The organism is Synechococcus sp. SYN20 (assembly GCF_014279555.1).
In the GTDB taxonomy this organism is placed as follows: Bacteria; Cyanobacteriota; Cyanobacteriia; order PCC-6307; family Cyanobiaceae; genus Synechococcus_C.
The window spans coordinates 897508-917901 of sequence record NZ_CP047959.1 but is presented as its reverse complement, the minus strand read 5'-3'; the positions used below and the strand labels follow the sequence as shown (position 1 = coordinate 917901).

23 protein-coding genes are annotated in these 20394 nt (G+C 56.6%); 11 read left to right on the top strand and 12 right to left on the bottom strand.

Translation table 11 applies throughout. The features are described 5' to 3' along the window. Window positions 1-2: 2 nt before the first annotated feature. Both polA and cysS read left to right on the top strand, forming a co-directional pair. Window positions 3-2984, top strand: a complete 2982-nt coding sequence (polA, locus tag SynSYN20_RS04835; protein ID WP_186524939.1) for a DNA polymerase I — start codon at window positions 3-5, stop codon at window positions 2982-2984. A gap of 259 nt (window positions 2985-3243) precedes the next feature. Continuing rightward, window positions 3244-4740, top strand: a complete 1497-nt coding sequence (cysS, locus tag SynSYN20_RS04830; RefSeq protein WP_186524938.1) for a cysteine--tRNA ligase — start codon at window positions 3244-3246, stop codon at window positions 4738-4740. Here the strand turns inward: cysS and SynSYN20_RS04825 are convergent. Continuing rightward, entirely contained in the window at window positions 4737-4976 is a 240-nt protein-coding gene (locus SynSYN20_RS04825; RefSeq protein WP_186525465.1) for a hypothetical protein, read from the bottom strand. The genes cysS and SynSYN20_RS04825 overlap by 4 nt on opposite strands. Window positions 4977-5042: 66 nt before the next feature. Here SynSYN20_RS04825 and SynSYN20_RS04820 point away from each other — a divergent pair, with 66 nt between their 5' ends. Further along, the gene (locus SynSYN20_RS04820; protein WP_186524937.1) at window positions 5043-5462 is read left to right on the top strand and encodes a DUF2721 domain-containing protein; all 420 of its coding nucleotides are present in this window, start codon (window positions 5043-5045) and stop codon (window positions 5460-5462) included. Between the two features lie 26 nt (window positions 5463-5488). On the opposite strand, the gene SynSYN20_RS04815 is transcribed toward SynSYN20_RS04820, so the two are convergent. Further along, window positions 5489-6826 (bottom strand): sodium-dependent transporter, encoded by a 1338-nt coding sequence (locus tag SynSYN20_RS04815; RefSeq protein WP_186525464.1) that lies wholly within the window; start codon window positions 6824-6826, stop codon window positions 5489-5491. Between the two features lie 84 nt (window positions 6827-6910). On the opposite strand from SynSYN20_RS04815, the gene SynSYN20_RS04810 reads away from it, so the two are divergent. Both SynSYN20_RS04810 and SynSYN20_RS04805 read left to right on the top strand, forming a co-directional pair. Continuing rightward, a complete protein-coding gene (locus SynSYN20_RS04810; protein ID WP_186524936.1) occupies window positions 6911-8164 on the top strand; it encodes a 1-deoxy-D-xylulose-5-phosphate reductoisomerase in 1254 nt (417 codons plus the stop codon). An 8-nt stretch (window positions 8165-8172) separates the two neighbouring features. After that, a complete protein-coding gene (locus tag SynSYN20_RS04805) occupies window positions 8173-8508 on the top strand; it encodes a ferredoxin (RefSeq protein WP_186525463.1) in 336 nt (111 codons plus the stop codon). Here the strand turns inward: SynSYN20_RS04805 and SynSYN20_RS04800 are convergent. The 4 genes from SynSYN20_RS04800 to SynSYN20_RS04785 are packed head-to-tail and all read right to left on the bottom strand — an operon-like array spanning window position 8501 to window position 12470. Continuing rightward, the gene (locus SynSYN20_RS04800; protein WP_186524935.1) at window positions 8501-9601 is read right to left on the bottom strand and encodes a YheT family hydrolase; all 1101 of its coding nucleotides are present in this window, start codon (window positions 9599-9601) and stop codon (window positions 8501-8503) included. The genes SynSYN20_RS04805 and SynSYN20_RS04800 overlap by 8 nt on opposite strands. Window positions 9602-9609: 8 nt before the next feature. Next, on the bottom strand, window positions 9610-11025 hold the full coding sequence (locus SynSYN20_RS04795; protein WP_186524934.1) for an NAD(P)(+) transhydrogenase (Re/Si-specific) subunit beta: 1416 nt from the start codon (window positions 11023-11025) through the stop codon (window positions 9610-9612). Continuing rightward, window positions 11025-11330 (bottom strand): NAD(P) transhydrogenase subunit alpha, encoded by a 306-nt coding sequence (locus SynSYN20_RS04790; protein ID WP_186518600.1) that lies wholly within the window; start codon window positions 11328-11330, stop codon window positions 11025-11027. The genes SynSYN20_RS04795 and SynSYN20_RS04790 overlap by 1 nt, the downstream gene beginning before the upstream one ends. Next, on the bottom strand, window positions 11331-12470 hold the full coding sequence (locus tag SynSYN20_RS04785; RefSeq protein WP_186524933.1) for a Re/Si-specific NAD(P)(+) transhydrogenase subunit alpha: 1140 nt from the start codon (window positions 12468-12470) through the stop codon (window positions 11331-11333). A gap of 120 nt (window positions 12471-12590) precedes the next feature. On the opposite strand from SynSYN20_RS04785, the gene SynSYN20_RS04780 reads away from it, so the two are divergent. After that, window positions 12591-13181, top strand: coding sequence for an EF-1 guanine nucleotide exchange domain-containing protein (locus tag SynSYN20_RS04780; protein ID WP_186524932.1), 591 nt, complete (start codon window positions 12591-12593; stop codon window positions 13179-13181). Window positions 13182-13200: 19 nt separating this feature from the next. Here SynSYN20_RS04780 and SynSYN20_RS04775 read toward each other — a convergent pair whose 3' ends face one another. Continuing rightward, window positions 13201-13377, bottom strand: a complete 177-nt coding sequence (locus SynSYN20_RS04775; protein WP_186524931.1) for a hypothetical protein — start codon at window positions 13375-13377, stop codon at window positions 13201-13203. Window positions 13378-13525: 148 nt separating this feature from the next. On the opposite strand from SynSYN20_RS04775, the gene SynSYN20_RS04770 reads away from it, so the two are divergent. The 3 genes from SynSYN20_RS04770 to trxB all read left to right on the top strand — a co-directional run bounded on the left by SynSYN20_RS04770 (window position 13526) and on the right by trxB (window position 16772). After that, a complete protein-coding gene (locus tag SynSYN20_RS04770) occupies window positions 13526-14935 on the top strand; it encodes a DEAD/DEAH box helicase (protein ID WP_370586726.1) in 1410 nt (469 codons plus the stop codon). Window positions 14936-15031: 96 nt separating this feature from the next. Beyond that, on the top strand, window positions 15032-15280 hold the full coding sequence (locus SynSYN20_RS04765; RefSeq protein WP_186524930.1) for a hypothetical protein: 249 nt from the start codon (window positions 15032-15034) through the stop codon (window positions 15278-15280). Window positions 15281-15407: 127 nt separating this feature from the next. Beyond that, window positions 15408-16772, top strand: coding sequence for a thioredoxin-disulfide reductase (gene trxB / locus SynSYN20_RS04760; protein ID WP_186524929.1), 1365 nt, complete (start codon window positions 15408-15410; stop codon window positions 16770-16772). A gap of 16 nt (window positions 16773-16788) precedes the next feature. On the opposite strand, the gene infA is transcribed toward trxB, so the two are convergent. Beyond that, the gene (gene infA / locus SynSYN20_RS04755) at window positions 16789-17058 is read right to left on the bottom strand and encodes a translation initiation factor IF-1 (RefSeq protein ID WP_006041809.1); all 270 of its coding nucleotides are present in this window, start codon (window positions 17056-17058) and stop codon (window positions 16789-16791) included. Between the two features lie 229 nt (window positions 17059-17287). Here infA and SynSYN20_RS04750 point away from each other — a divergent pair, with 229 nt between their 5' ends. Beyond that, window positions 17288-17536: a Nif11-like leader peptide family natural product precursor gene (locus SynSYN20_RS04750; RefSeq protein WP_186524928.1), complete on the top strand. Its 249-nt coding sequence runs from the start codon at window positions 17288-17290 to the stop codon at window positions 17534-17536. Next, a complete protein-coding gene (locus tag SynSYN20_RS04745; protein ID WP_186525461.1) occupies window positions 17515-18150 on the top strand; it encodes a pseudouridine synthase in 636 nt (211 codons plus the stop codon). The genes SynSYN20_RS04750 and SynSYN20_RS04745 overlap by 22 nt, the downstream gene beginning before the upstream one ends. On the opposite strand, the gene SynSYN20_RS04740 is transcribed toward SynSYN20_RS04745, so the two are convergent. The 4 genes from SynSYN20_RS04740 to petM form a co-directional block, all read right to left on the bottom strand. After that, window positions 18125-18925, bottom strand: coding sequence for a methyltransferase domain-containing protein (locus SynSYN20_RS04740; protein WP_186525460.1), 801 nt, complete (start codon window positions 18923-18925; stop codon window positions 18125-18127). The genes SynSYN20_RS04745 and SynSYN20_RS04740 overlap by 26 nt on opposite strands. 61 nt (window positions 18926-18986) lie before the next feature. Further along, entirely contained in the window at window positions 18987-19202 is a 216-nt protein-coding gene (locus tag SynSYN20_RS04735) for a hypothetical protein (protein WP_186524927.1), read from the bottom strand. 71 nt (window positions 19203-19273) lie between these two features. Beyond that, window positions 19274-20236, bottom strand: a complete 963-nt coding sequence (locus tag SynSYN20_RS04730; protein WP_186525459.1) for an NAD(P)H-binding protein — start codon at window positions 20234-20236, stop codon at window positions 19274-19276. A gap of 55 nt (window positions 20237-20291) precedes the next feature. Next, window positions 20292-20390, bottom strand: coding sequence for a cytochrome b6-f complex subunit PetM (petM, locus tag SynSYN20_RS04725; protein ID WP_006852199.1), 99 nt, complete (start codon window positions 20388-20390; stop codon window positions 20292-20294). Window positions 20391-20394 lie beyond the last annotated feature (4 nt).

Here is a 20394-nt window from a genome sequence, read left to right as displayed (position 1 = left end):
CCATGAGCTCCACCGCCGATCAACCCCTGCTGCTGCTGGTAGACGGACACTCACTGGCATTCCGTAGTTTTTACGCCTTCAGCAAAGGCGGTGAGGGTGGACTCAGCACCAAAGACGGAATTCCTACGAGCGTCACCTATGGGTTCCTCAAGGCCCTGCTCGATAACTGCAAAGGGCTGAAGCCCAACAGCGTGACGATCGCCTTCGATACAGCTGAACCCACCTTCCGCCATAAGGCCGACCCCAACTACAAGGCCCATCGCGACGTCGCACCCGACCACTTCTTCCAAGACCTGAGGCAGCTTCAAGAGATTCTGAAGACGCAGCTGCATCTTCCTCTCTGTCTGGCCCCGGGATTTGAAGCCGACGATGTGCTCGGCACCCTGGCCAACCGCGCAGCAGCAGATGGATGGAGCGTGCGCATTCTGAGCGGTGATCGCGACCTCTTCCAACTGGTGGACGACAGCCGCAACATCGCTGTTCTTTATATGGGCGGCGGTCCCTATGCCAAAAGCAGTGGCCCCACCTTGATCGATGAAGCCGGCGTGCAAGCCAAGCTCGGCGTGGCTCCCACCAAGGTGGTTGAACTCAAGGCTCTCACTGGCGATAGCTCCGACAACATCCCTGGAGTGAAGGGAGTGGGTCCCAAAACAGCGATCAGCCTGCTGAAAGACAACGACGATCTCGATGGGGTGTACAGAGCCCTAGCCGAGGTGGAAGCAGAGGGGCCAAAAGCGAGTCGTGGCGCTATTAAAGGTGCACTGAAAGCCAAGCTTGCTAACGACAAAGACAATGCCTACCTGTCACGGCACCTGGCTGAAATTCTGGTGGACATTCCGCTACCAGAGGAGCCCAAACTCGACCTGGGCAGCGTTGATGGCGATGGCCTGAGTCAGCGCCTAGAGGAACTCGAGCTGAACAGCCTGATCCGCCAGGTCCCCAACTTTGTGGCCACCTTTTCCAGTGGTGGTTTAGCGGCTAACGCCCATCTCCTCGCCAAAGCAGAGGAGCCAGGCCCCGCCAAGGCTGAAGCCAAACCATCAGGGCCCGAGGCGGCATCAGAGGCTGAATCTGAGGCAACGTCCAACCAAACCCAACCGGTCTTACATCCTGGGCTCGTTCAAACCCCTGATCAACTCGGGGCACTGATCACGCAGTTAATGAACTGCCGTGATCCCCTAGCCCCCGTTGCCCTCGACACGGAAACCACCGATCTCAATCCATTCCGCGCTCAGCTCGTTGGCATTGGCGTTTGTTGGGGGCCTAACTCTGGCGATTTGGCCTATATCCCGGTGAGTCATCGGGGCGATCCCAGCCCAGAGCAATTGCCACTGGAAACGGTGCTGCAAGCCTTTGCTCCTTGGTTGGCCAGTGGCGAGCACCCAAAAGCCCTTCAAAACGCCAAATACGACCGTTTGATTCTGTTGCGTCATGGCTTACCGCTTGCTGGTGTCGTCATGGACACCCTGCTGGCCGATTACCTCAGGGATGCGGCAGCGAAACATGGCCTGGATGTGATGGCCGATCGGGATTACGGGATTCGTCCCACCCTGTTCAGTGATCTGGTGGGCAAAGCCAAAGACGGCAAGGCCAGTACTTTCTCCGAAGTTCCCCTGGAACAAGCCGCTCAGTACTGCGGCATGGATGTGCATCTCACCCGCAAACTGGCAATCGACCTCAACAAACAACTCGAGGACTTAGGCCCCCAACTTCCAAACTTGCTTAGCAATGTTGAGCTGCCGCTTGAGCCCGTGCTGGCGGTGATGGAGGCCACAGGGATTCGCATCGACGTGCCCTACCTAGCGAGTCTCTCCTCAGAGATTGGTGCCACTCTCGAACAACTGGAATCGAAAGCCAAAGACGTTGCGGAGGTGGATTTCAACCTCGCGTCCCCGAAGCAACTCGGTGAACTGCTGTTCAACACCCTCGGGCTGGACCGCAAAAAATCACGTCGCACCAAAACCGGATACAGCACCGATGCCACCGTGCTCGAGAAGCTGGAACACGATCACCCCGTTGTGCCCCTGGTGCTTGAACATCGGGTGCTGAGCAAATTAAAGAGCACCTATGTGGATGCCTTGCCGCAATTAGTAGAAGCGGAAACAGGACGGGTCCACACCGATTTCAACCAGGCGGTGACCGCGACTGGCCGGCTGAGCAGCAGCAATCCCAACCTGCAGAACATTCCTGTTCGGACCGAATTTTCCAGAAGAATTCGTAAGGCCTTTCTGCCCCAAGACGGCTGGAAATTGCTCAGCGCTGATTATTCCCAAATCGAACTTCGCATCCTCACGCACCTATCCGGGGAAGAGGTCCTGCAACAGGCCTATCGCGATGGAGACGACGTGCATGCCCTCACCGCTCGCTTGCTTCTCGATAAAGACGAGGTCTCGTCAGACGAACGACGGCTAGGCAAAACCATCAATTTCGGCGTGATTTATGGCATGGGTGCCCAACGCTTTGCGCGCGAAACTGGTGTAAGTCAAAGCGAGGCCAAAGACTTTTTAAGCAAATACAAACAGCGCTATCCCAAGGTGTTCGCTTTCCTTGAACTTCAAGAACGTCTTGCCCTCAGTCAGGGCTATGTGGAAACCATTTTGGGACGCAGGCGTCCTTTCCACTTCGACCGCAATGGGCTCGGCCGCCTCAGCGGCATGGATCCACTCGAGATCAATTTGGAAGTAGCAAGACGCGGCGGGATGGAAGCGCAACAACTTCGGGCCGCGGCCAATGCTCCGATCCAGGGTTCGAGTGCTGACATCATCAAGCTGGCGATGGTGCAGCTTCAAGCACAGCTGGAAAGCAAACATTTGCCAGCCAGACTTCTCCTACAAGTTCATGATGAATTGGTATTAGAAGTTGATCCAAATGCACTTAAAGACATTCAGCAAATTGTAGTGCAAACGATGGAAAAAGCCATACAACTAAGCGTGCCACTTGTCGTAGAAACAGGCATTGGCGATAACTGGATGGACGCGAAATAAACACCTCAAAAACAAAAGAAAAGAACAGCAATTGAGGATCAGTGACATGGCAAGCAGCGAGTAAGCCTTACTTCACAACGCATCCACTCCAATCCACCGCTCTTAAGGTTCAGTGATCTGAGTTCAGCTAACGGTTGACAACGATCCCACCCAAAAGCGGGACTAAGGGGCAACACCAGCACGGATCTACCATCCACTACAGGTTTTTGGTCTGCTTTGGCGGGCATCAACCGCAATTTGATTCCCTTTTTTGAGCCTGATGTCTTCCCTGCGGTTTACAAACACCATCACCCGCCGCACGGAACCCTTTCTCCCACTTAAACCAGGAAAGGTCAGCATTTATTGCTGTGGGGTCACGGTCTATGACCTCTGCCATCTCGGTCATGCACGCAGCTATATCAACTGGGATGTTTTACGTCGCTATTTGATCTGGCGCGGCTACATGGTGACGTTCGTCCAAAACTTCACCGACATCGACGACAAGATCCTCAAGCGCGCCGCTGAAGAATCCTCATCGATGGATGAGGTCAGCGAACGAAACATCGATGCTTTTCATCAAGACATGGATGCTCTGGGGATCTTGCGCCCTGACCGCATGCCCCGCGCCACCCGTTGTCTTGACAGCATCTGTGGCTTAATCGCAGAGCTTGAGGCCAAAGGTGCGGCCTACTCCGCAGATGGCGATGTTTACTTCGCCGTGATGAAGCACGCGGGCTACGGGAAGCTCAGCGGTCGAGACCTCAGTGAACAACAAGACAATGCTGCTGGTCGCGTCGCCGATGCGGAAGAAGCACGCAAGCGGCACCCCTTTGACTTCGCCCTTTGGAAACGCGCAAAAGTCGATGAGCCAAGCTTTCCATCCCCCTGGGGTGACGGACGCCCCGGATGGCATATCGAATGTTCGGCGATGGTTCGTGAAGAGCTCGGCGACACCATCGACATCCATCTCGGAGGAGCCGATTTGGTGTTCCCCCATCATGAAAATGAAATCGCCCAGTCGGAAGCGGCTAATGGAACCGAACTAGCGCGGGTTTGGCTGCACAACGGCATGGTGAACGTGGGTGGAGAAAAGATGAGCAAATCACTCGGCAACTTCACCACCATTCGCGCACTTCTAGAAAGCGGACTCTCCGCGATGGCCCTGCGCCTGTTTGTTTTGCAGGCCCACTACCGCAAGCCCCTGGACTTCACCCCCGAAGCGCTGGAAGCAGCAACCACTGGGTGGAAAGGATTGAATGCGGCCCTCAAATTGGGGGAAAAGCATGCTGCTGCCTTGGGATGGGGCGATCAGACGGCCCTCAGCGTGGAAGCGGTTAGCGCTGTACTGAGTGCAACTGGCCCTTTTGAAGACCTTGAGCAACGGTTCATTGCCGCCATGGACGATGACCTCAACAGCTCTGGTGCCTTGGCCGTGCTGTTTGATCTCGCCCGTCCACTCCGCGGTTTAGCCAATCGCCTGGATCGAGGCGACCAGCCTGACCAGCCAGCCAACGAGCTGAACGAACAGCACACACGCTGGATGGTGTTGCGCGAACTGGCCGCTGTTCTTGGTTTACGCAGCGAAACCAACAACTCCAAACCATCAGCCGACGGTTCCGTTGATGCACAAGCGGTTGAGCAGGCGATCGCCGATCGCAAAGCAGCAAAACACGCGAAGAACTATCAAGAAGCCGATCGCATTCGCAAGGCCCTCAGTGACCAAGGCATTGAGCTGATCGATAAGCCAGGTGGACTTACCGATTGGAGAATGCTCTAACGCTGCTTTCCAGCCATCATCGCTTCGATCTTGCGAATGCGTTCCATGGTGGTGATCCATACCTCCAGACGGAAGTTTTGATCGCCAAGCTCAGGGTCAGTCGTATCCATCGCTTCGATACGGGCCTTGAGCGCATTCACCATCGCTTCAATATCCTCCTTGGCTTCGAATGCATCCCAAAGCTCCCGTTCCAACCGAGCCCGTTCAATAAAGTTCCAACGTTTCAGCCACAACATCGAACCGCGTCCACAGAGGTTCCTGTCTACCGGATTGCTGCCACCATTTGACGGACTCACCAACTCTTGGACTTCTCAACCTTGCATCCTGAAAGCCTGTCCAAGGCGATTCAGCTCTCCGTCTCACCGGTGTTTTTACTCGCTGGGATCGGGGCCCTGCTTAATGTTCTTTCCGCCAGGCTTGCCCGCATTGCTGATCACTCACGCCGGCTCAGCGAATCGGATGCCAGAAGAGATGACTTTGAGCGCAGGCATTGCAAGCGGCGCATGCAACACATTCTTCGGGCGATCTGGCTGCTCACCTGTGCCACCCTGCTTCTTTCCATCGTGGTTTCAGCGATGTTTATGAGTGTGATCACTCAAGTGAATCTCACTGCAATCGTTGCACCTCTGTTCATCACCACAATGGGAATGTTGATGATGGCTTCCATCTCATTTCTTCTAGAAGTTCGCTTGGCGAGTGAATTTGTTCAGAGAAAATTTTAAAAAATTGCGCCGCATGCTGTGAGCGATCAAGCTGCTGGAAACCATTGACGCCATAAATCAACAACGCTGATTAACAACCCAGCAGTAATCACCACAGGAGACACCCAGCGCAGGAAAAACAGCATCAAACGGATTAAGCCCGCTGAGGTTTTTGATTCTTGAAGGTCGTCTCGGAACCGTTTCGGAACTGCCCAGCCCACCAGCAGGGCGATAAGAAGTCCTCCCAAAATCAACAGCACACCCCCAAAAATCGAGTCCATCACCTCCAACACCGGGATCGACATCGCAGCGGGAAGGCCGGCCATAAAGATCAGCAACGCCATCAGCCATGCCGATCGCCTTCGGGACCAGCCCAAGCGATCCATCAAGGAAGCCACGGGGACTTCCAGCAGAGACACCGATGAGGTGATGGCCGCGAGATAGGCCAATGAGAAAAAGAGCACAGCCACCAAGCGCCCTGCAGCGCCCAGGGAAGCAAGTCCGGTGGGTATCGCTAAAAACAAAGCCCCAACAGTGGACTCGCTCACCGTTTCCTGCAGACCAAAACTGATCACCACGGGGAAAGTGATCAATCCAGCCAAGAGACCGACGGCCGTATCCAAACCAACCACTGCGATCGCTTCCCTGGGCAGTCGCGCACTGCTTTTCAAATAGGCCGCATAGGCAAGGATGCAACCGATTCCAGTACCGATGGAGAAAAAGGCCTGGGTAAAGGCATTGCGAATCGTGGTGGGATTGAGCAGCTGCGCTGGATCCCAGCGCAGCAGAAAGGTTTGGTATCCGCCCATCGCTCCAGACAATGTGGCTGCCCAAATCCCCAAGCCAACCAACAACACAAACAGCAGAGGCAGGGCCCAACGCGAGAGACGCTCAATGCCTCCCTGCACACCAGAAGCCACAACCGCAGCGGTTAAAACAAGACTGCCCCCCTGACCCAGCAAGGCACTATTTCCAGTGCTCACCGATGCAAACAGCGATTCAGCTGTGTCCATATCTCCTGGCAGCCCCACCCATAGGGCATGCACAAGGGTGTGACCGGTCCAGCCCATCAGCACCGCATAGAACGCCAAAATCCCGCACGAGGCGAGCAAAAACAGCCATCCCATCGGCCGCCATGCTTCTCCCGCCGCCACAACAGGAGCCAGCAAGGGGCTTTGGGCCGTACTGCGACCTAACACCATCTCCGCCACCAACACGGGCAAACAGACCAGCAAGACGATCAGCACGTAGAGCAGCAGGAAGGCGCCTCCACCTCCCTGGGAGGCGCGATAGGCAAAGCCCCAGAGGTTGCCAAGACCCACGGCGCTTCCAGCCGCGGCCAACACAAATCCCAATCCGGACCGCCAGTGCTCCTTCAGCGCCATCAGCCCTAGTCCATCCGTAATGCTGCGAAGTTTGCCAGGCGAAGGCATTGAGGTGGGAAACTGTGATCAATTGCCCGGATCCCTGTGAAAGCCATCAGCGTTCTGGGCTCCACTGGCTCCATTGGCACGCAGACCCTGGAGATCATTGAGGATTTTCCCGATCAATTTCGGGTGGTAGCCCTCAGCGCGGGACGCAATCTCAGCCTGCTCGTGTCTCAAATCCAGAGGCATCGACCTGATGTTGTGGCCCTAGCGGATCCAGCGCTGCTCGCTGAGCTCAAAGACAGGCTGATGGCCCTGCCTGCCGACACACGACCGGAGCCCTTGCCACAATTGGTGGCTGGACCTGAAGGCCTCGATGTGGTGGCGTCTTGGGATGCAGCTGATCTCGTTGTCACCGGAATCGTGGGCTGCGCCGGATTGCTGCCCACCCTGGCGGCGATTCGCGCCGGCAAAGACCTAGCCGTTGCCAACAAGGAAACGCTGATTGCCGCTGGTCCAGTGGTCCTGCCTGAGCTGAAGAAAAGCGGCAGCCGGCTGCTTCCTGCCGACTCGGAACACTCCGCCATCTTCCAGTGCCTGCAAGGAACACCTTGGAGCGACACCGCCCGTCTCTCCACTGGGGTGCCAACACCTGGACTGCGCCGCATTCAACTCACCGCCTCCGGTGGTGCCTTTCGTGATTGGTCAGCCGCTGATCTCGAAAAGGCAACGGTGGCCGATGCCACCTCGCATCCCAACTGGAGCATGGGCAAAAAAATCACCGTGGATTCAGCCTCGCTGATGAATAAAGGGCTGGAGGTGATTGAGGCTCACTATCTGTTTGGACTGGATTACGACCACATCGAGATCGTGATTCATCCTCAAAGCATCATCCATTCGATGGTGGAGCTTGCCGATTCATCGGTTTTAGCCCAGCTCGGCTGGCCCGATATGAAGTTGCCGATCCTCTACTGCATGAGTTGGCCTTCAAGGCTGGAGACCCCTTGGCGTCGGCTCGATCTCACCGAAGTGGGGCAATTGAGTTTCCGCGCACCGGATCCAGCCAAATATCCCTGCATGGACCTGGCCTACGCCGCAGGCCGGGCCGGCGGCACCATGCCTGCCGTGCTCAATGCAGCCAATGAGGAGGCCGTTGCCCAATTCCTTGAGGAGAAGATTCACTTTCTCGATATTCCCAAAATGATCGAGGAAGCCTGTGAACAACACAAAGGCGATCTCGCCGCCAACCCTTGTCTTGATGATGTGTTGGCGGTGGATCAATGGGCACGCCAGGCCGTGCGCGAGCATGTGAACCGCGGCACGACGCAGATCAGCAGCGCATCGATGGCCGCATGAGCCAGGAGATGAGCCAGCGGATTAGCCATCACTTGTTGCTCTGCGCCACAGCAACGAAAGCCAAGTGCTGTGATCCAGACATCGGAGCCGCAAGCTGGGATGCTCTCAAGCGGCAGGTGCGTGAATTGAACCTGGAGAATCCAAGCCGGGCTCAAGGCATCGTGCTGCGCAGCAAAGCCGATTGCTTACGCATCTGCGAGCAAGGCCCAATCCTGTTGGTCTGGCCCGATGGCACCTGGTACGGAGGTGTTACGCCAGAGCGCATCAGCAGCATTCTTCAGCAACACATCATCCAAGGGCAACCAATCGAAGAGTGGGTCCTGAAAACCACCACGTTCACTTGAGCGTTTGCAACCAGGACGCAGCAAGCGCATCGGCCCAACAGCCGGCTCGTCCGTGAAAACCGTTGTGACCCCCCTCGCGGGTGAAGATCAATTGAATGGTCTGATCAGTGGACTCATCCATAGAGACAGCCTCACTTAGCTCGAGGGCCGACCGCGCAGGCACCCAAGGATCATCCAGAGCCTGAAGCATCAGGGTGGGAGGCAAACGCTGGGGCGATTGGATTAAATGCTGGAGCGGTGAAGCCTCCCAGTAGTAAGCATCCACGTCTACAAATCCCCAGCGAGGCGCTGTCACGCTGCTATCAAAAGCACGAATCGTGCGTGGTTGCTCAGCACCACCCATCCGCTCAAGATCCAAATCGCTCACCCCAAAGGGATCGGCAAGGGTCTGACGCACCAAGCGCTGCAGCAACCAGCGTTGGTACACACGATTGCGGGGACGTTCAATCGAGGCACTGCAGGCCGCCAAATCCAAGGGACTGCTGGCACAAAACAATCCATCCAGGGGCTGACCTGCTGGGTCGAGTCCGGCGGCAACGCGTTCAGCTGATGTTGAGAGGCATGCATTGAGAAGCATGGTTCCCCCCAGGGAAAGCCCAGCTCCAAACAAGGGCAGCGGCGTCCCTTCTGAAGTCAGGGTGCTGCAAAGCTGTCGCGCTCGATTCAACACGGGAAGAAGGTCGCTGTTGCACTGGGCTGCATAGGTGCCACCCGCCAGATGTCGGCCAGGATCAGCTCCGCGCATGTTGAGGCGCAGCACCGCATAACCCGCTGCTCCAAGGGCGACACCAAGCCTGCGCACGCCTTCGCGACGACTCGACCCTCCTAGCCCATGCAACACAACCACCAACGCCTTCGGAGCTGGTGGACAATCCAGGAAGGAGAGCAAGGCTCCAGAACCCGCCGCACCGCTGCTCAGGGCAGGCACTTGGACCTCTAGGGGTTGACCTTGATCGATCGGCAAATCAACGGGACGGAGCGTGTCCCTCAAGGTTTGAAGGTCGCCTCCCCACCAGGGAAGACGCTGTTGAAATGGAGCAACCCCCAGTTGCTTGAGCAGCTGAGGGTCTGGGTGTGGATCAGGCCAGCTCACAAGCGAATCTATTTCTTACCGACACCTAACTCCTTGAGCTCTCCCAGCAGATCGCCAAGCACCTTCTTGGCATCGCCAAACACCATGGAGGTGTTGCCGAGTTCAAACAGGTCATTTTTGATGCCCGAATAACCAGCACTCATGCCGCGCTTCACCACAAACACAGTGCGAGCCTGCTGAACATCCAGCACAGGCATGCCATAGAGCGGTGAATTGGGATCGGTCTTGGCCTGGGGATTCACCACATCGTTGGCACCCAAAACGAGCACCACATCAGTTGCAGGGAAGTCAGGGTTGATGACATCCATTTCCTTGAGCTGCTCGTAGGGCACATCGGCCTCAGCAAGAAGCACATTCATGTGACCGGGCATCCGGCCCGCCACAGGGTGAATGGCGTAGGCCACTTCAATTCCAGCGGCTTCGAGGGAGCGAGTCACTTCCCGCAGCGTGTGCTGGGCTTGGGCCACAGCGAGGCCATAGCCGGGAACGATGATCACCCGTTCTGCCGCTTCAAGGGTGAGGGCGCACTCCTCAACACTGCAACTGGTGATGTTGGTGTATTCACCACCACCACTAGAGGCGGTGGATGAAGCGCCAAGCGCTCCGCCAAACAGCACCGACACCAGCGAGCGATTCATGCCTTTGCACATCACCTGGGTGAGGATCAAACCGGCAGCTCCCACCATGGCGCCAGCCACGATCAGTAGCTGACTGCCCACAACGAAACCAGCAGCAGCAGCAGCCACGCCGGAATAGCTATTCAGAAGGGAGATCACGACAGGCATGTCGGCTCCTCCGATCGGCAGAGTGACGCCCACTCCAAGTAGCGCAGAGGCCACAACCAGCAGCCACAGGCCGCTTCCACCGTTGCGGATCATCTCGACCGCAGCGATCAACGCCACCACCGCCAAGGCAATGTTCACCAAATGGCGCGCCTTGCTCTGCATCCATGACGGAGTAGATAGCCAACCCTGGAGCTTGGCCATCGCAACGATCGAACCAGTAAAGGTGATCGAACCCACAAACACGGAGATCACAATCGAGACCAAGGCCACGATCCCGGTGGCATCCAGCGCCGCTGGATAGAGAGCCGCTGCCAGGGCAACAAGCAACGACGACATGCCTCCACAACCGTTGAACAAGGCCACGACCTCCGGCATGGAGGTCATCGGCACGCGCTGAGCAGTGATCGCACCGAACACACCACCAACGGCCGTACCGGCAAGGATCCATGTCCAAGCCTGGGCATTAAGGCTGGGCTGTCCGAGATAGCTCAAGAGCAGTCCGATCACCGCCAAACCCATCGCCACGGCTGCCAATTGATTGGCACCCCGGGCAGAACGCACCTTGGATAGCCCCTTGATGCCGAAGGCCAACAGCAGTACTGCAACCAGATCGATCGCGTATTTAAAAAAATCAGACATCAGCGGTTCTCCTTACGGGCGGGCTTGCGGCTGAACATGGCCAGCATTCGATCGGTGACGAGGAATCCGCCAATCACATTGAACAGAGCAAATCCAAGAGAAATCGAACCGAGCACCAGCAGTGCTTGATTGCCATCCGCCTTAATGATTGCCGTGAGTGCGGCCAGCACCGTGATGCCCGAAATCGCATTCGCACCGCTCATCAGCGGCGTATGCAACGTGGGGGGGACTTTGCCGATCAGTTCAAGGCCTAAGAGGCTGCCTAACAACAGCACCCAGAGAAATTCAACGAAATTCGCATCCATTTAGTTAGCTCCAGGGGTAAGAACATCACCACGGCGAATGCTGCCGTCATGAGCGATCAGACAACCAGCGATGAGCTCGTCTTCGATGTCGAGCGTGAGCTGGCCGTCTTGAAGGGTGGGCTGCAGCAAGGCCAAAAGATTTCTGGCGTACAACGAACTGGCGTGATTCGGGACGCTGCAAGGGAGTTCGTTCGCACCAATCAGCTTCACGCCTTTGCGGTTCACAGTTTGGGACGGCACGGTATCGGCACAGTTTCCGCCTTGTGCAACAGCCAGGTCCACCACCACCGATCCAGGGCGCATGCGATCAAGCATGTCCTCACTGATCAAGCGTGGGGCTCGCCTGCCCGGCACTTGGGCTGTACAAATCGCCACATCAGCCTGGGCGAGCTGGTCGGAAAGCTGTTGTCGCTGCGCGGCCAGAAATGCATCGGAGGCTTGCTTGGCGTAACCGCCTGACTCGGCTGGCTTGTCCTCCATCTCCGGAGGATCGATGAAACGGGCTCCAAGCGACTCCACCTGCTCTTTAACAGCAGGGCGAATGTCGCTCACGTAGACAACCGCGCCCAAACGGCGCGCGGTTGCAACCGCCTGAAGACCTGCCACACCAGCACCCAGCACCACAACCCTGGCGGGTTGCACAGTGCCTGCTGCCGTCATCAGCATCGGGAAATAGCGATCCAAGGCCGCAGCACCGAGCAGCACGGCCTTGTAGCCAGCGATGTTGGCCTGGGACGAAAGCACATCAGCAGACTGGGCACGACTGATACGAGGCAGAAGCTCAAGGGCCATGGCTGAAAGACCACAGCCCTTCAACGCTTCCGATAGCTCGGAATTGCCATAGGGGGACAACATCCCCACCACCAGAGCACCCCGTCGCAAACGACCGAGCGATGCCGGACTAGGGCTTTGCACGCAAAGCAAAACGTCGGCCTGACCCCAGGCTTGAGCCTCTCCTGGAGCAACCAAATCGGCTCCAGCACTGGCGTACGTCTCGTCTAGAAAACCGGATGACACTCCGGCACCACGCTCGACGGCTACGGAGCAGCCGAGGGCAATGAATTTTTTAAGGGTCTCGGGTGAAGCCGCCACACGGGTTTCAGCCGCTGCGCTTTCAATCGGGATAAGGAGTCTGGGCAAGTTCGTTGTGCCGCCACCCAGGTGAGATTACGAGGTCGTCGCTCCCGAAACTCATCTTTTCTGTAGAAGCTGACTTAGTGAAGCAGCTGTGGCTAATTAGAGAATTCTGTCTATAAACGCATGGGTCTCTCCGCAATCGAATGTCCTGATGGTGTTTGCCACAGCCATCACGGCGGGCATGCCGTCAATCGCCACACCATGGAGGAACTTCTCGCCGAACACGGCCGGGAATGGTGCGAGCGACTCGCGGAACGGATCTACGAGATGTCCGTCGACACCTTTTCCCAATCAGTGATGCCCAGCCTGCACGCCGCGGGCTGGCAACGACGCCACCTGGATTGGGAATTCAAACTGCAAAGCAAACAGTCCGAAACAGAAGCCGAACCGGATCGGACCTTAGTTGATGGAATGATCAACGCCACCGAAAGCTTCCTGCGCAGCAGCGAAGTGCACCGTTTATTCATTCAGGAGCTCGTCCAGGGAACCTTTGACGAAGCCTCAGATGATCACCTGCGCAGCAACGCCGTGCGACAGCTGATCGAAGATGAAATCCTGACGATGCTCCAAGACAAGAAAACGACCATGTTGGAGCGAGTCGTGGCCCAGCTCACCAGTGCGGCTGGCGGCGATCCGCAACGGGCTCAAACCGCTGCAGAGGCAGGATTAATTGAAGTAGAGCGCTTGCTCTGCAACCACAGCGAATCCCTTTAATTCAGGGTCTCGACCCCGGTTAAAACAACGGAAGGAGCTCCTGCTCAACCGCCTGCACCAGGGGCCATTGCCTCTGGTGCTGCAACCAACGCAGCCTCAGGATCAAGGGATCGATGTCACATTCCAGGGGCCAGCAATGCTCCAGCTGTTGGCGCTGATCAGGATTGGATGGGTAACGAGGACGGCTATTGGCCATAGCGGCAGGGGGCCGGAAACCCCAAGAGCTGTTGGCTGGAAGCTAAGGGTGGCGTCAACCGATGGAATGGTTAGAAAGACCTAACTTTCGCGGCTGACCGATCGCACGTCCCTCGTTTCAGCTCCCAGGAGACGGCTCGCGGAGCAAGATCCAACCCCGTCAGTGGCAACAGCAACTCGTCCAGCTGCTGCGCAGACGACTGGAGCCAGAAGCAAGCCATGGGCGTGATGTGCTGATTCATGCAGGACCTGGTGCGGGCAAGACCTTGGGTGCTCTGCTCGGATTCCAGGCCATGCAACAAGAGGGGAAGTTGAAGCGCTTCTTGGTGATGTGTCACCGCACATCGATCCTCAGCCAATGGCGCACATCAGCCGAACGGCTGGGGCTACGCCTAGAGCCATGGAATGAAGCCAGCCCCCACATCCAGAGCCAAGCCATCCAGAACGCCGATGGCTGGCTCGTCACCTATCAAGGGGCAGCAAGTCAGATCGAAGGGCTCAAACAGGCGCTCGAGTCATGGGCTGGTGATCAACTCTTGGCGATAGCGGACGAGGCGCATCACCTTGGCGTCGACCCTGACGAGCCAGATGGTCCCGTTTGGGGACGCACCTTTTTAGAACTCAGCAGTCAGGCTCGACTGAGGCTGGGACTCACCGGCACACCGTTTCGAGCGGACAATCTCGCCTTTTGTGCCGCGAGACGGATCCGGATCCAGGAAGGCGGTCAGCTGGTGGAACAAATCAGCCCTGACCTCTGCGTTGAACCTCGAGAGCTGATTGCGGCGGGCGATGTGCGACCACTGGAGTTTCGCTTCCAAGACGGTTGGGTGGAGCACAGCCGTGCAGGGAAGCCTGATCGCGATGTGTCGCCACTCTCTGAAGAGGTGCGTGAAAGTTGGAGAGCACGCAATTTGCGCCGGGCGATCCGTCTGTCCGATAGCAGCAGCATTGCGCAGCAACTCTTGATCAGGGCCAGGCGCAAGCTGGAGCAGGTGCGTGAACATCACCCGAACGCAGGCGGTCTTGTGATTGCCAAAGACATTGCGCACGCTCGATCGATCAGCTCCCTGTTGAGGGAACAGGGCGATCGGGTCGATCTCGTGCACTCTCAGGATCCAGAGGCTGCTGAACGACTCAGCAGCTTTCAAGAGGGTGGTGCCGACTGGCTTGTGAGCATCGACATGTGTGCCGAAGGATTCGACGCTCCAAGGTTGCGCGTTGTCGCCTATCTCACCACTGTCGTGACCCGAAGTCGCTTTGTGCAGGGCATCACTCGCGCCGTGCGGATGTGCAGCACGCGGACAGCCACTGAAACGGTGCCAAGAGACCCGTCCTACGTGTTTGCTCCAGCAGACCCGTTGCTGATGAGCTACGCCCGCAGTTGGTCACTTTCAGAGCCTTATCGGATTCAAGCCCAACAACAGGAAGCGGATACCGATGAACCGCTGCAGTCCAGCGCATGGAGAGGTCCAAGCCTGCCTTTGGAAGCCGTTAACGATGGAGCCGGTGCCGTCATTCGACTCAGGACCCCGGAATTACCCAATTTTTTGCATCAATGAAAACTTCTCTGTAGAAATAAAAATGCGACGTTGTGCGAAATCACACACGATGTTGGCTCTCCAACAGGCAATGTGGTCTCTATCTGGGAGTCAGTCATGGACGCAGCACTTGAACGACGAGTCAGTGTTGCCACCTGCTGGGCAACAACCAGAATCAAAGCTCTAGACAGCGCTGAGCGCTATGAAGACAGCTACGCGTTGACCCAAGAATTCCGGGAATGGATCACATGTATCGGCGAAAGTCCGGAACTTTTCGCTGAATCCGTGATGAGCGTGGGTCAAATTTCAGAGAAACGACACGGCCTTGACCTCGAAGAAGGGGCGGAAGATTCGGTCGAAATCTAAATAAATCATTAAGCCTTGTTTTTGCGGCCGATATTTTTATCCAAATTTGATTGCGCTGCGGATTAAAAACAAAGCGATCGCCAAGAGAGTCCGTTTAGATTCAACTCATACTCATTACGCATAAGCCATGGGCGCGAGCGAGAACTTAGTGATCGTTGGATCCGGCCCTGCTGGGTATACGGCAGCCATCTACGCGGCCAGAGCCAACCTCAATCCGCTCTTAATCACCGGATTTCAGCGCGGCGGGATCCCTGGTGGTCAACTGATGACGACCACCCATGTTGAAAATTTTCCCGGCTTTCCTGATGGGGTCCTAGGCCCCGACCTGATGGATCTGATGAAGGCACAGGCGGAGCGCTGGGGCACTCACTTGCTCGAAGCCGACGCTGACGTGATCGACTTAAGCCAACGTCCTTACAGGATTCAGGCGGAGGGCAAGACGATCGAAACCCAATCGATCATCATCGCCACTGGCGCTAGCGCTAACCGCTTGGGCTTACCCAATGAAGATCGCTTCTGGAGCCAGGGAATCAGTGCTTGCGCCATTTGCGATGGCGCCACTCCTCAGTTCCGCAAGGAGGAGTTAGCCGTGGTGGGAGGAGGAGATTCCGCTTGCGAGGAAGCGGTCTATCTCACCAAGTACGGCAGTCATGTGCACCTCTTGGTGCGCTCAGACCGCCTGCGCGCCAGTGCGGCTATGGCTGACCGCGTTGAAGCCAATCCCCAAATCACGGTGCATTGGAACACGGAGGTAGTGGACGTTGAGGGAACGGACTGGATGAATGGCCTGCGACTGCGTAACCGAGACAGCGGCAAGGAGGAAACCTTGGCCGTGCGCGGGATGTTTTATGCCATTGGTCACACGCCCAATACAGACCTGCTGAAAGGCCAACTGGATTGCGATCGCAGCGGTTATCTCGTCACCCAACCCGGCCGACCAGAAACCTCCTTGGAAGGTGTGTTTGCGGCGGGTGACGTCGCCGATGCGGAATGGCGCCAAGGAATTACGGCCGCTGGCAGTGGCTGCCAAGCAGCCCTTGCCGCTGAACGCTGGTTGAGCCATCACGATTTGGCCACGCTTGTGAGTCGTGAGGTGGTTGAACCTCAAAAAGCCAAGGCACCTCAAGCCATAGAAGCAACTACGGAAGCCACCTATGACGCCAATGCTGAATGGCAAAAAGGCAGTTATGCCCTCCGCAAGCTGTATCACGACAGCAACAAGCCCCTGCTTGTGATTTACAGCTCCCCAAGCTGCGGCCCCTGTCATGTGCTGAAGCCGCAGCTCAAACGGGTGCTGTCAGAACTGAATGGGCAGGCTCAAGGCATCGAAATTGACATCGAAGCCGATCAAGACATTGCCGAGCAGGCGGGCGTTAACGGAACCCCAACCGTTCAACTGTTTTTTGACAAGTCTCTGCAACAGCAATGGCGCGGGGTGAAACAACGCAGTGAATTTAAGGGTGCGATCGAGGCCCTTCTCAAGGGCCAATAAGGCAAGAATCCCTGACTTAACGGCGGCGTGGGCCACCAGGACGATTCCCGCCTGGACGTCCACCCGGTGCACCCGCATTGCGCTCGCGATAGGTGATCCGGCCACGGGTTAGGTCATAGGGGCTGATTTCCACCAAAACCTTGTCGCCTGCGAGCAGTTTGATGCGGAATTTCGTGAGCTTTCCGGCGGCTCGGCACAGGCACTGGTGACCAGCGGGCTGCTCCAGGGTTACGAGGTAAAACCCGTTCCCCTGCTCTTTTTCAATCACACCCGAGGTCTCAATCATGCGCCAAGGTCAACGTCGTCATTGACTTCAGTTTAGGAGGCCACCTCCAACCCAATTCCACCGCTGCGCCGTCACTCTCTTTAGGGTCTGAACTGCTACTAACAGCCATTTGATGCTCCCACCGCTTTCCCTCGACCTTGGCCTGTTGCTTATTTCTATCGGCGCGGTGAATCTCTGGCGTAACAGGCAGAATGCGAACTAGCTTGTTTTCAAGTTCTGCTGTGTTTCTGTGTCTGAATCAGCTCTGATTGCTTTCACATCTCTGGTTCAATCCGATTCGCAGTTGCGGGAACAGGTTCGCCAGGCAGCCACTCCGGCCCACGTTGTGAATCTTGCCTCTGAACAGGGACATGTCTTCAACCAAGCCACACTCATGAAGATGCAAGCAGAGAAAACGAAGCATCTTCATGACGATCATCTCAACAATGCTTCCAGCTGGGGAGAAGCACTACTGCTCTGCTTTGGAGCTCACAACTGACCCTTCTGCTGCATAAGCCCTTTGGGGTTCTGAGCCAGTTCACACCTGAACCTCAGAGCCGCTGGGGATGCCTAGCTGAGTGGGTCCCCATTTCGAATGTTTACGCTGCAGGGCGCCTTGATGCCGACAGTGAAGGCTTGTTGTTGCTCACCGATAACGGTCGGCTACAACAACGCCTCACCGATCCTCGCTTTGGGCATTGGCGACAGTATTGGGTTCAAGTAGAAGGTTGTGCAAACGACAGCCACTTGGATCAACTCCAGCAGGGAGTGATGATTCAAGGGCACTTAACCCGGCCCGCCAAAGCAAGGCTCCTGTCGGATCACGAGAAACAAACGATCGGTGATCGCAATCCACCGATTCGGGAGCGTCGCTCGATTCCAACCTGCTGGCTTTGTCTTGAACTTCGCGAAGGTCGCAACCGCCAAGTCAGGCGGATGACCGCAGCTGTGGGTCTTCCCACCCTCAGGCTGATTCGTCACTCCATCGACTTGATGGATGGAGACACAACGTTGAGCCTCAAAGGCCTCAGCCCTGGGATGTGGCGAGAGGTCACCAGCGCGGAAGAACAGCGCCTACAGCGGCTGCTTAGCCGTTCGGCAGCGCACCGGTGAGGGTGACCGCGCGAAATTCAATGCCCTCAACAACTCTCCAGGGCGTTTCAGAGCGTTCGGCGTACTGAACCTGCTCGAACCCCAGCGCTCGGAAATCCTCCAGAAAAGCCTCCTCTAACCAGGCCCCGCTGATGCAGCCACTCCAAAGCTCGGCGTCCTGCTGAAGAGCCATCGGCACCGAACGATCACACACGATGTCGCTGATGGCAACGCGACCAGCAGGGCGAAGCACGCGCCGAATGTTCTGCAGCAGCTGCTGACGCGCGGATGGATTCACCAGATTCAGTACGCAGTTGCTGAGCACCACATCAATACTGGAATCAGCCACCAGGGGCTCTCCCTGAGCATTGGTGGCATCAAGGGCCTCAATAGCACCCTCAAGAAAGCCAACATTGGCGTAACCAATTCGCTCTGCCACCACGGGTGCAGCAGAACGCGAAAGGGCCAGCATGTCCGCATTGCGGTCAACACCAATCACTTGGCCTGTTGCCCCGACCACCTGAGCACAAATAAAGGCATTCTTTCCGCTTCCACTACCGAGGTCCAACACCGCATCTCCAGACCGCACCCAACGGGTGGGGTCGCCACAGCCGTAATCCCTATCCACCACGTCTTGGGGGATAGGTTTCAGCAAGGAGGGATCAAACGCCACTGGAGTGCAGAGGCAAGCTTCTTGTTCCGCTGCTGCAGCGCCGTAACGGTCCTCTACCGCCTGCGTTTGATCAAGTGAAGACGGATCCAGTGAAGACGGAGTGGGACCGCAACAAGACGACATCGGCAACAGCGCAGGAGTGCCTCCATTCTGAACAGGGCTTAGCCCCAACGAGGTATCGCCCTTAACTCAGGACATCCTGAAGTTCACGAACGGTTTGCCATTGCCCGTAGTAGTAATTGGCGCTGGCACGGCGATCGACATCTTCAATGCCATCAAAGGCATCAAAACCAACGCTTTGCCAAAGCTCATGACCACAGGCTCGGTTGAGCTCGGTTTCCGCTTCCCGGGCGAGATTGTCGAGCCGTCGCTGAAGATTTTTAACTTGGGCGACAGACATGATGACGATCCAAAAACTAATCAATCCTAACGAGTGGATAGTACAAACACACCACTCTTGCGTCAATGCGCTTAGAAGGGCAGCTTTTTCTTGGCGTTCTTGTCGAGATCGGCCTCCATATCCCTGAGGCGCTTCAAGATCGTGTCGTAGTACTCACGGATGTAGGTCTCCATCTGCGTGGTTTGGTCGAGCTCTAAGCCGAAAGCGCGATAACTGGCCTCCATCGGTGCATCAAGGGAGCCACCACCACCTGTAACTTCAGCAAAGGCAAGGCGCTCTGCCACATTCACGGCTGGTTCAAAGAAAGAACAGATGCCTTGCATCAGATTGAGCAAGGCTCCAGGCACGCGAAACACCCTTGCCGAGCGAGAACTCGCCAACTCACAGAGTTGAATCACTTCTCCGGTGTTCCAGGCTTTGGGACCAACGACAGGGTAAGAACAACGGATCGTTTCTGGATGATCAACGGCCGCAACAGCAAAACGAGCCATGTCTTGCGTGTTCATATAAGCGATCGGGGTTGGACTACCACTCACCCAGACCGTTTGGCTTTCCAAAATTGGAATGGCAAATTGACTGATCACGCCCTGCATGAACGCCGCTCCTTGCAGGATTGTGTAGTCAAGATCTGACTCTTCCAGCAAGCGCTCGGTGCAGTGCTTGATGTCCATCAAAGGGACATTGCGGTGATTAGAAGCACCCAAGAGGGAGAGAAACACGAACCGCTTCACATCGGCTTTCTCACAAGCCCTGAGCAGGTTGAGCTTTCCTTCCCAGTCAGTCTCGTAAATGCTGTTGGGATCCGTTGGCCGGCTGGTAGCGGCATCAATGACCGCATCAATGCCATCGAGTGCGTAATCAAGACTGGCCGGCTCAAGAAGGTCGCCTCGGGTGAGCTCACAACCCCACTCCTGTAAGAAGGCTGCCTTTCGAGGTGAGCGCACTACGCAACGCACTTTATGGCCAGCATCAATCGCTTGTTTTGCGATTTGACGGCCAAGCGTTCCTGTCCCACCAACCACCAGAACTTGCATCGGGTCAGTCATTGCAAGCGTGGAGCCTAAAGGGAGCAAAGGCCTGTCGCGCCGATCAGTCGCCTTGAAGTTTCAAAAGCAAGGCACCACCAGCGAGGCCCACGGGAATCAACACCCAGAACACGACAGCAATTCCGAAAATTTCCGAAGCCATGAAA

Excerpts from the sequence above, each read along its gene's own strand:
- petM (WP_006852199.1), bottom strand. The coding sequence starts at position 20,390 with ATGGCTTCGGAAATTTTCGGAATTGCTGTCGTGTTCTGGGTGTTGATT.
- SynSYN20_RS04780 (WP_186524932.1), top strand. The coding sequence starts at position 12,591 with ATGGGTCTCTCCGCAATCGAATGTCCTGATGGTGTTTGCCACAGCCAT.
- SynSYN20_RS04765 (WP_186524930.1), top strand. The coding sequence starts at position 15,032 with ATGGACGCAGCACTTGAACGACGAGTCAGTGTTGCCACCTGCTGGGCA.
- SynSYN20_RS04815 (WP_186525464.1), bottom strand. The coding sequence starts at position 6,826 with ATGGCGCTGAAGGAGCACTGGCGGTCCGGATTGGGATTTGTGTTGGCC.
- polA (WP_186524939.1), top strand. The coding sequence starts at position 3 with ATGAGCTCCACCGCCGATCAACCCCTGCTGCTGCTGGTAGACGGACAC.
- SynSYN20_RS04825 (WP_186525465.1), bottom strand. The coding sequence starts at position 4,976 with ATGTTGTGGCTGAAACGTTGGAACTTTATTGAACGGGCTCGGTTGGAA.
- SynSYN20_RS04730 (WP_186525459.1), bottom strand. The coding sequence starts at position 20,236 with ATGCAAGTTCTGGTGGTTGGTGGGACAGGAACGCTTGGCCGTCAAATC.
- cysS (WP_186524938.1), top strand. The coding sequence starts at position 3,244 with ATGTCTTCCCTGCGGTTTACAAACACCATCACCCGCCGCACGGAACCC.
- SynSYN20_RS04775 (WP_186524931.1), bottom strand. The coding sequence starts at position 13,377 with ATGGCCAATAGCCGTCCTCGTTACCCATCCAATCCTGATCAGCGCCAA.
- SynSYN20_RS04805 (WP_186525463.1), top strand. The coding sequence starts at position 8,173 with ATGAGCCAGCGGATTAGCCATCACTTGTTGCTCTGCGCCACAGCAACG.
- SynSYN20_RS04740 (WP_186525460.1), bottom strand. The coding sequence starts at position 18,925 with ATGTCGTCTTGTTGCGGTCCCACTCCGTCTTCACTGGATCCGTCTTCA.
- SynSYN20_RS04735 (WP_186524927.1), bottom strand. The coding sequence starts at position 19,202 with ATGTCTGTCGCCCAAGTTAAAAATCTTCAGCGACGGCTCGACAATCTC.
- SynSYN20_RS04790 (WP_186518600.1), bottom strand. The coding sequence starts at position 11,330 with ATGGATGCGAATTTCGTTGAATTTCTCTGGGTGCTGTTGTTAGGCAGC.
- infA (WP_006041809.1), bottom strand. The coding sequence starts at position 17,058 with ATGATTGAGACCTCGGGTGTGATTGAAAAAGAGCAGGGGAACGGGTTT.
- SynSYN20_RS04795 (WP_186524934.1), bottom strand. The coding sequence starts at position 11,025 with ATGTCTGATTTTTTTAAATACGCGATCGATCTGGTTGCAGTACTGCTG.
- trxB (WP_186524929.1), top strand. The coding sequence starts at position 15,408 with ATGGGCGCGAGCGAGAACTTAGTGATCGTTGGATCCGGCCCTGCTGGG.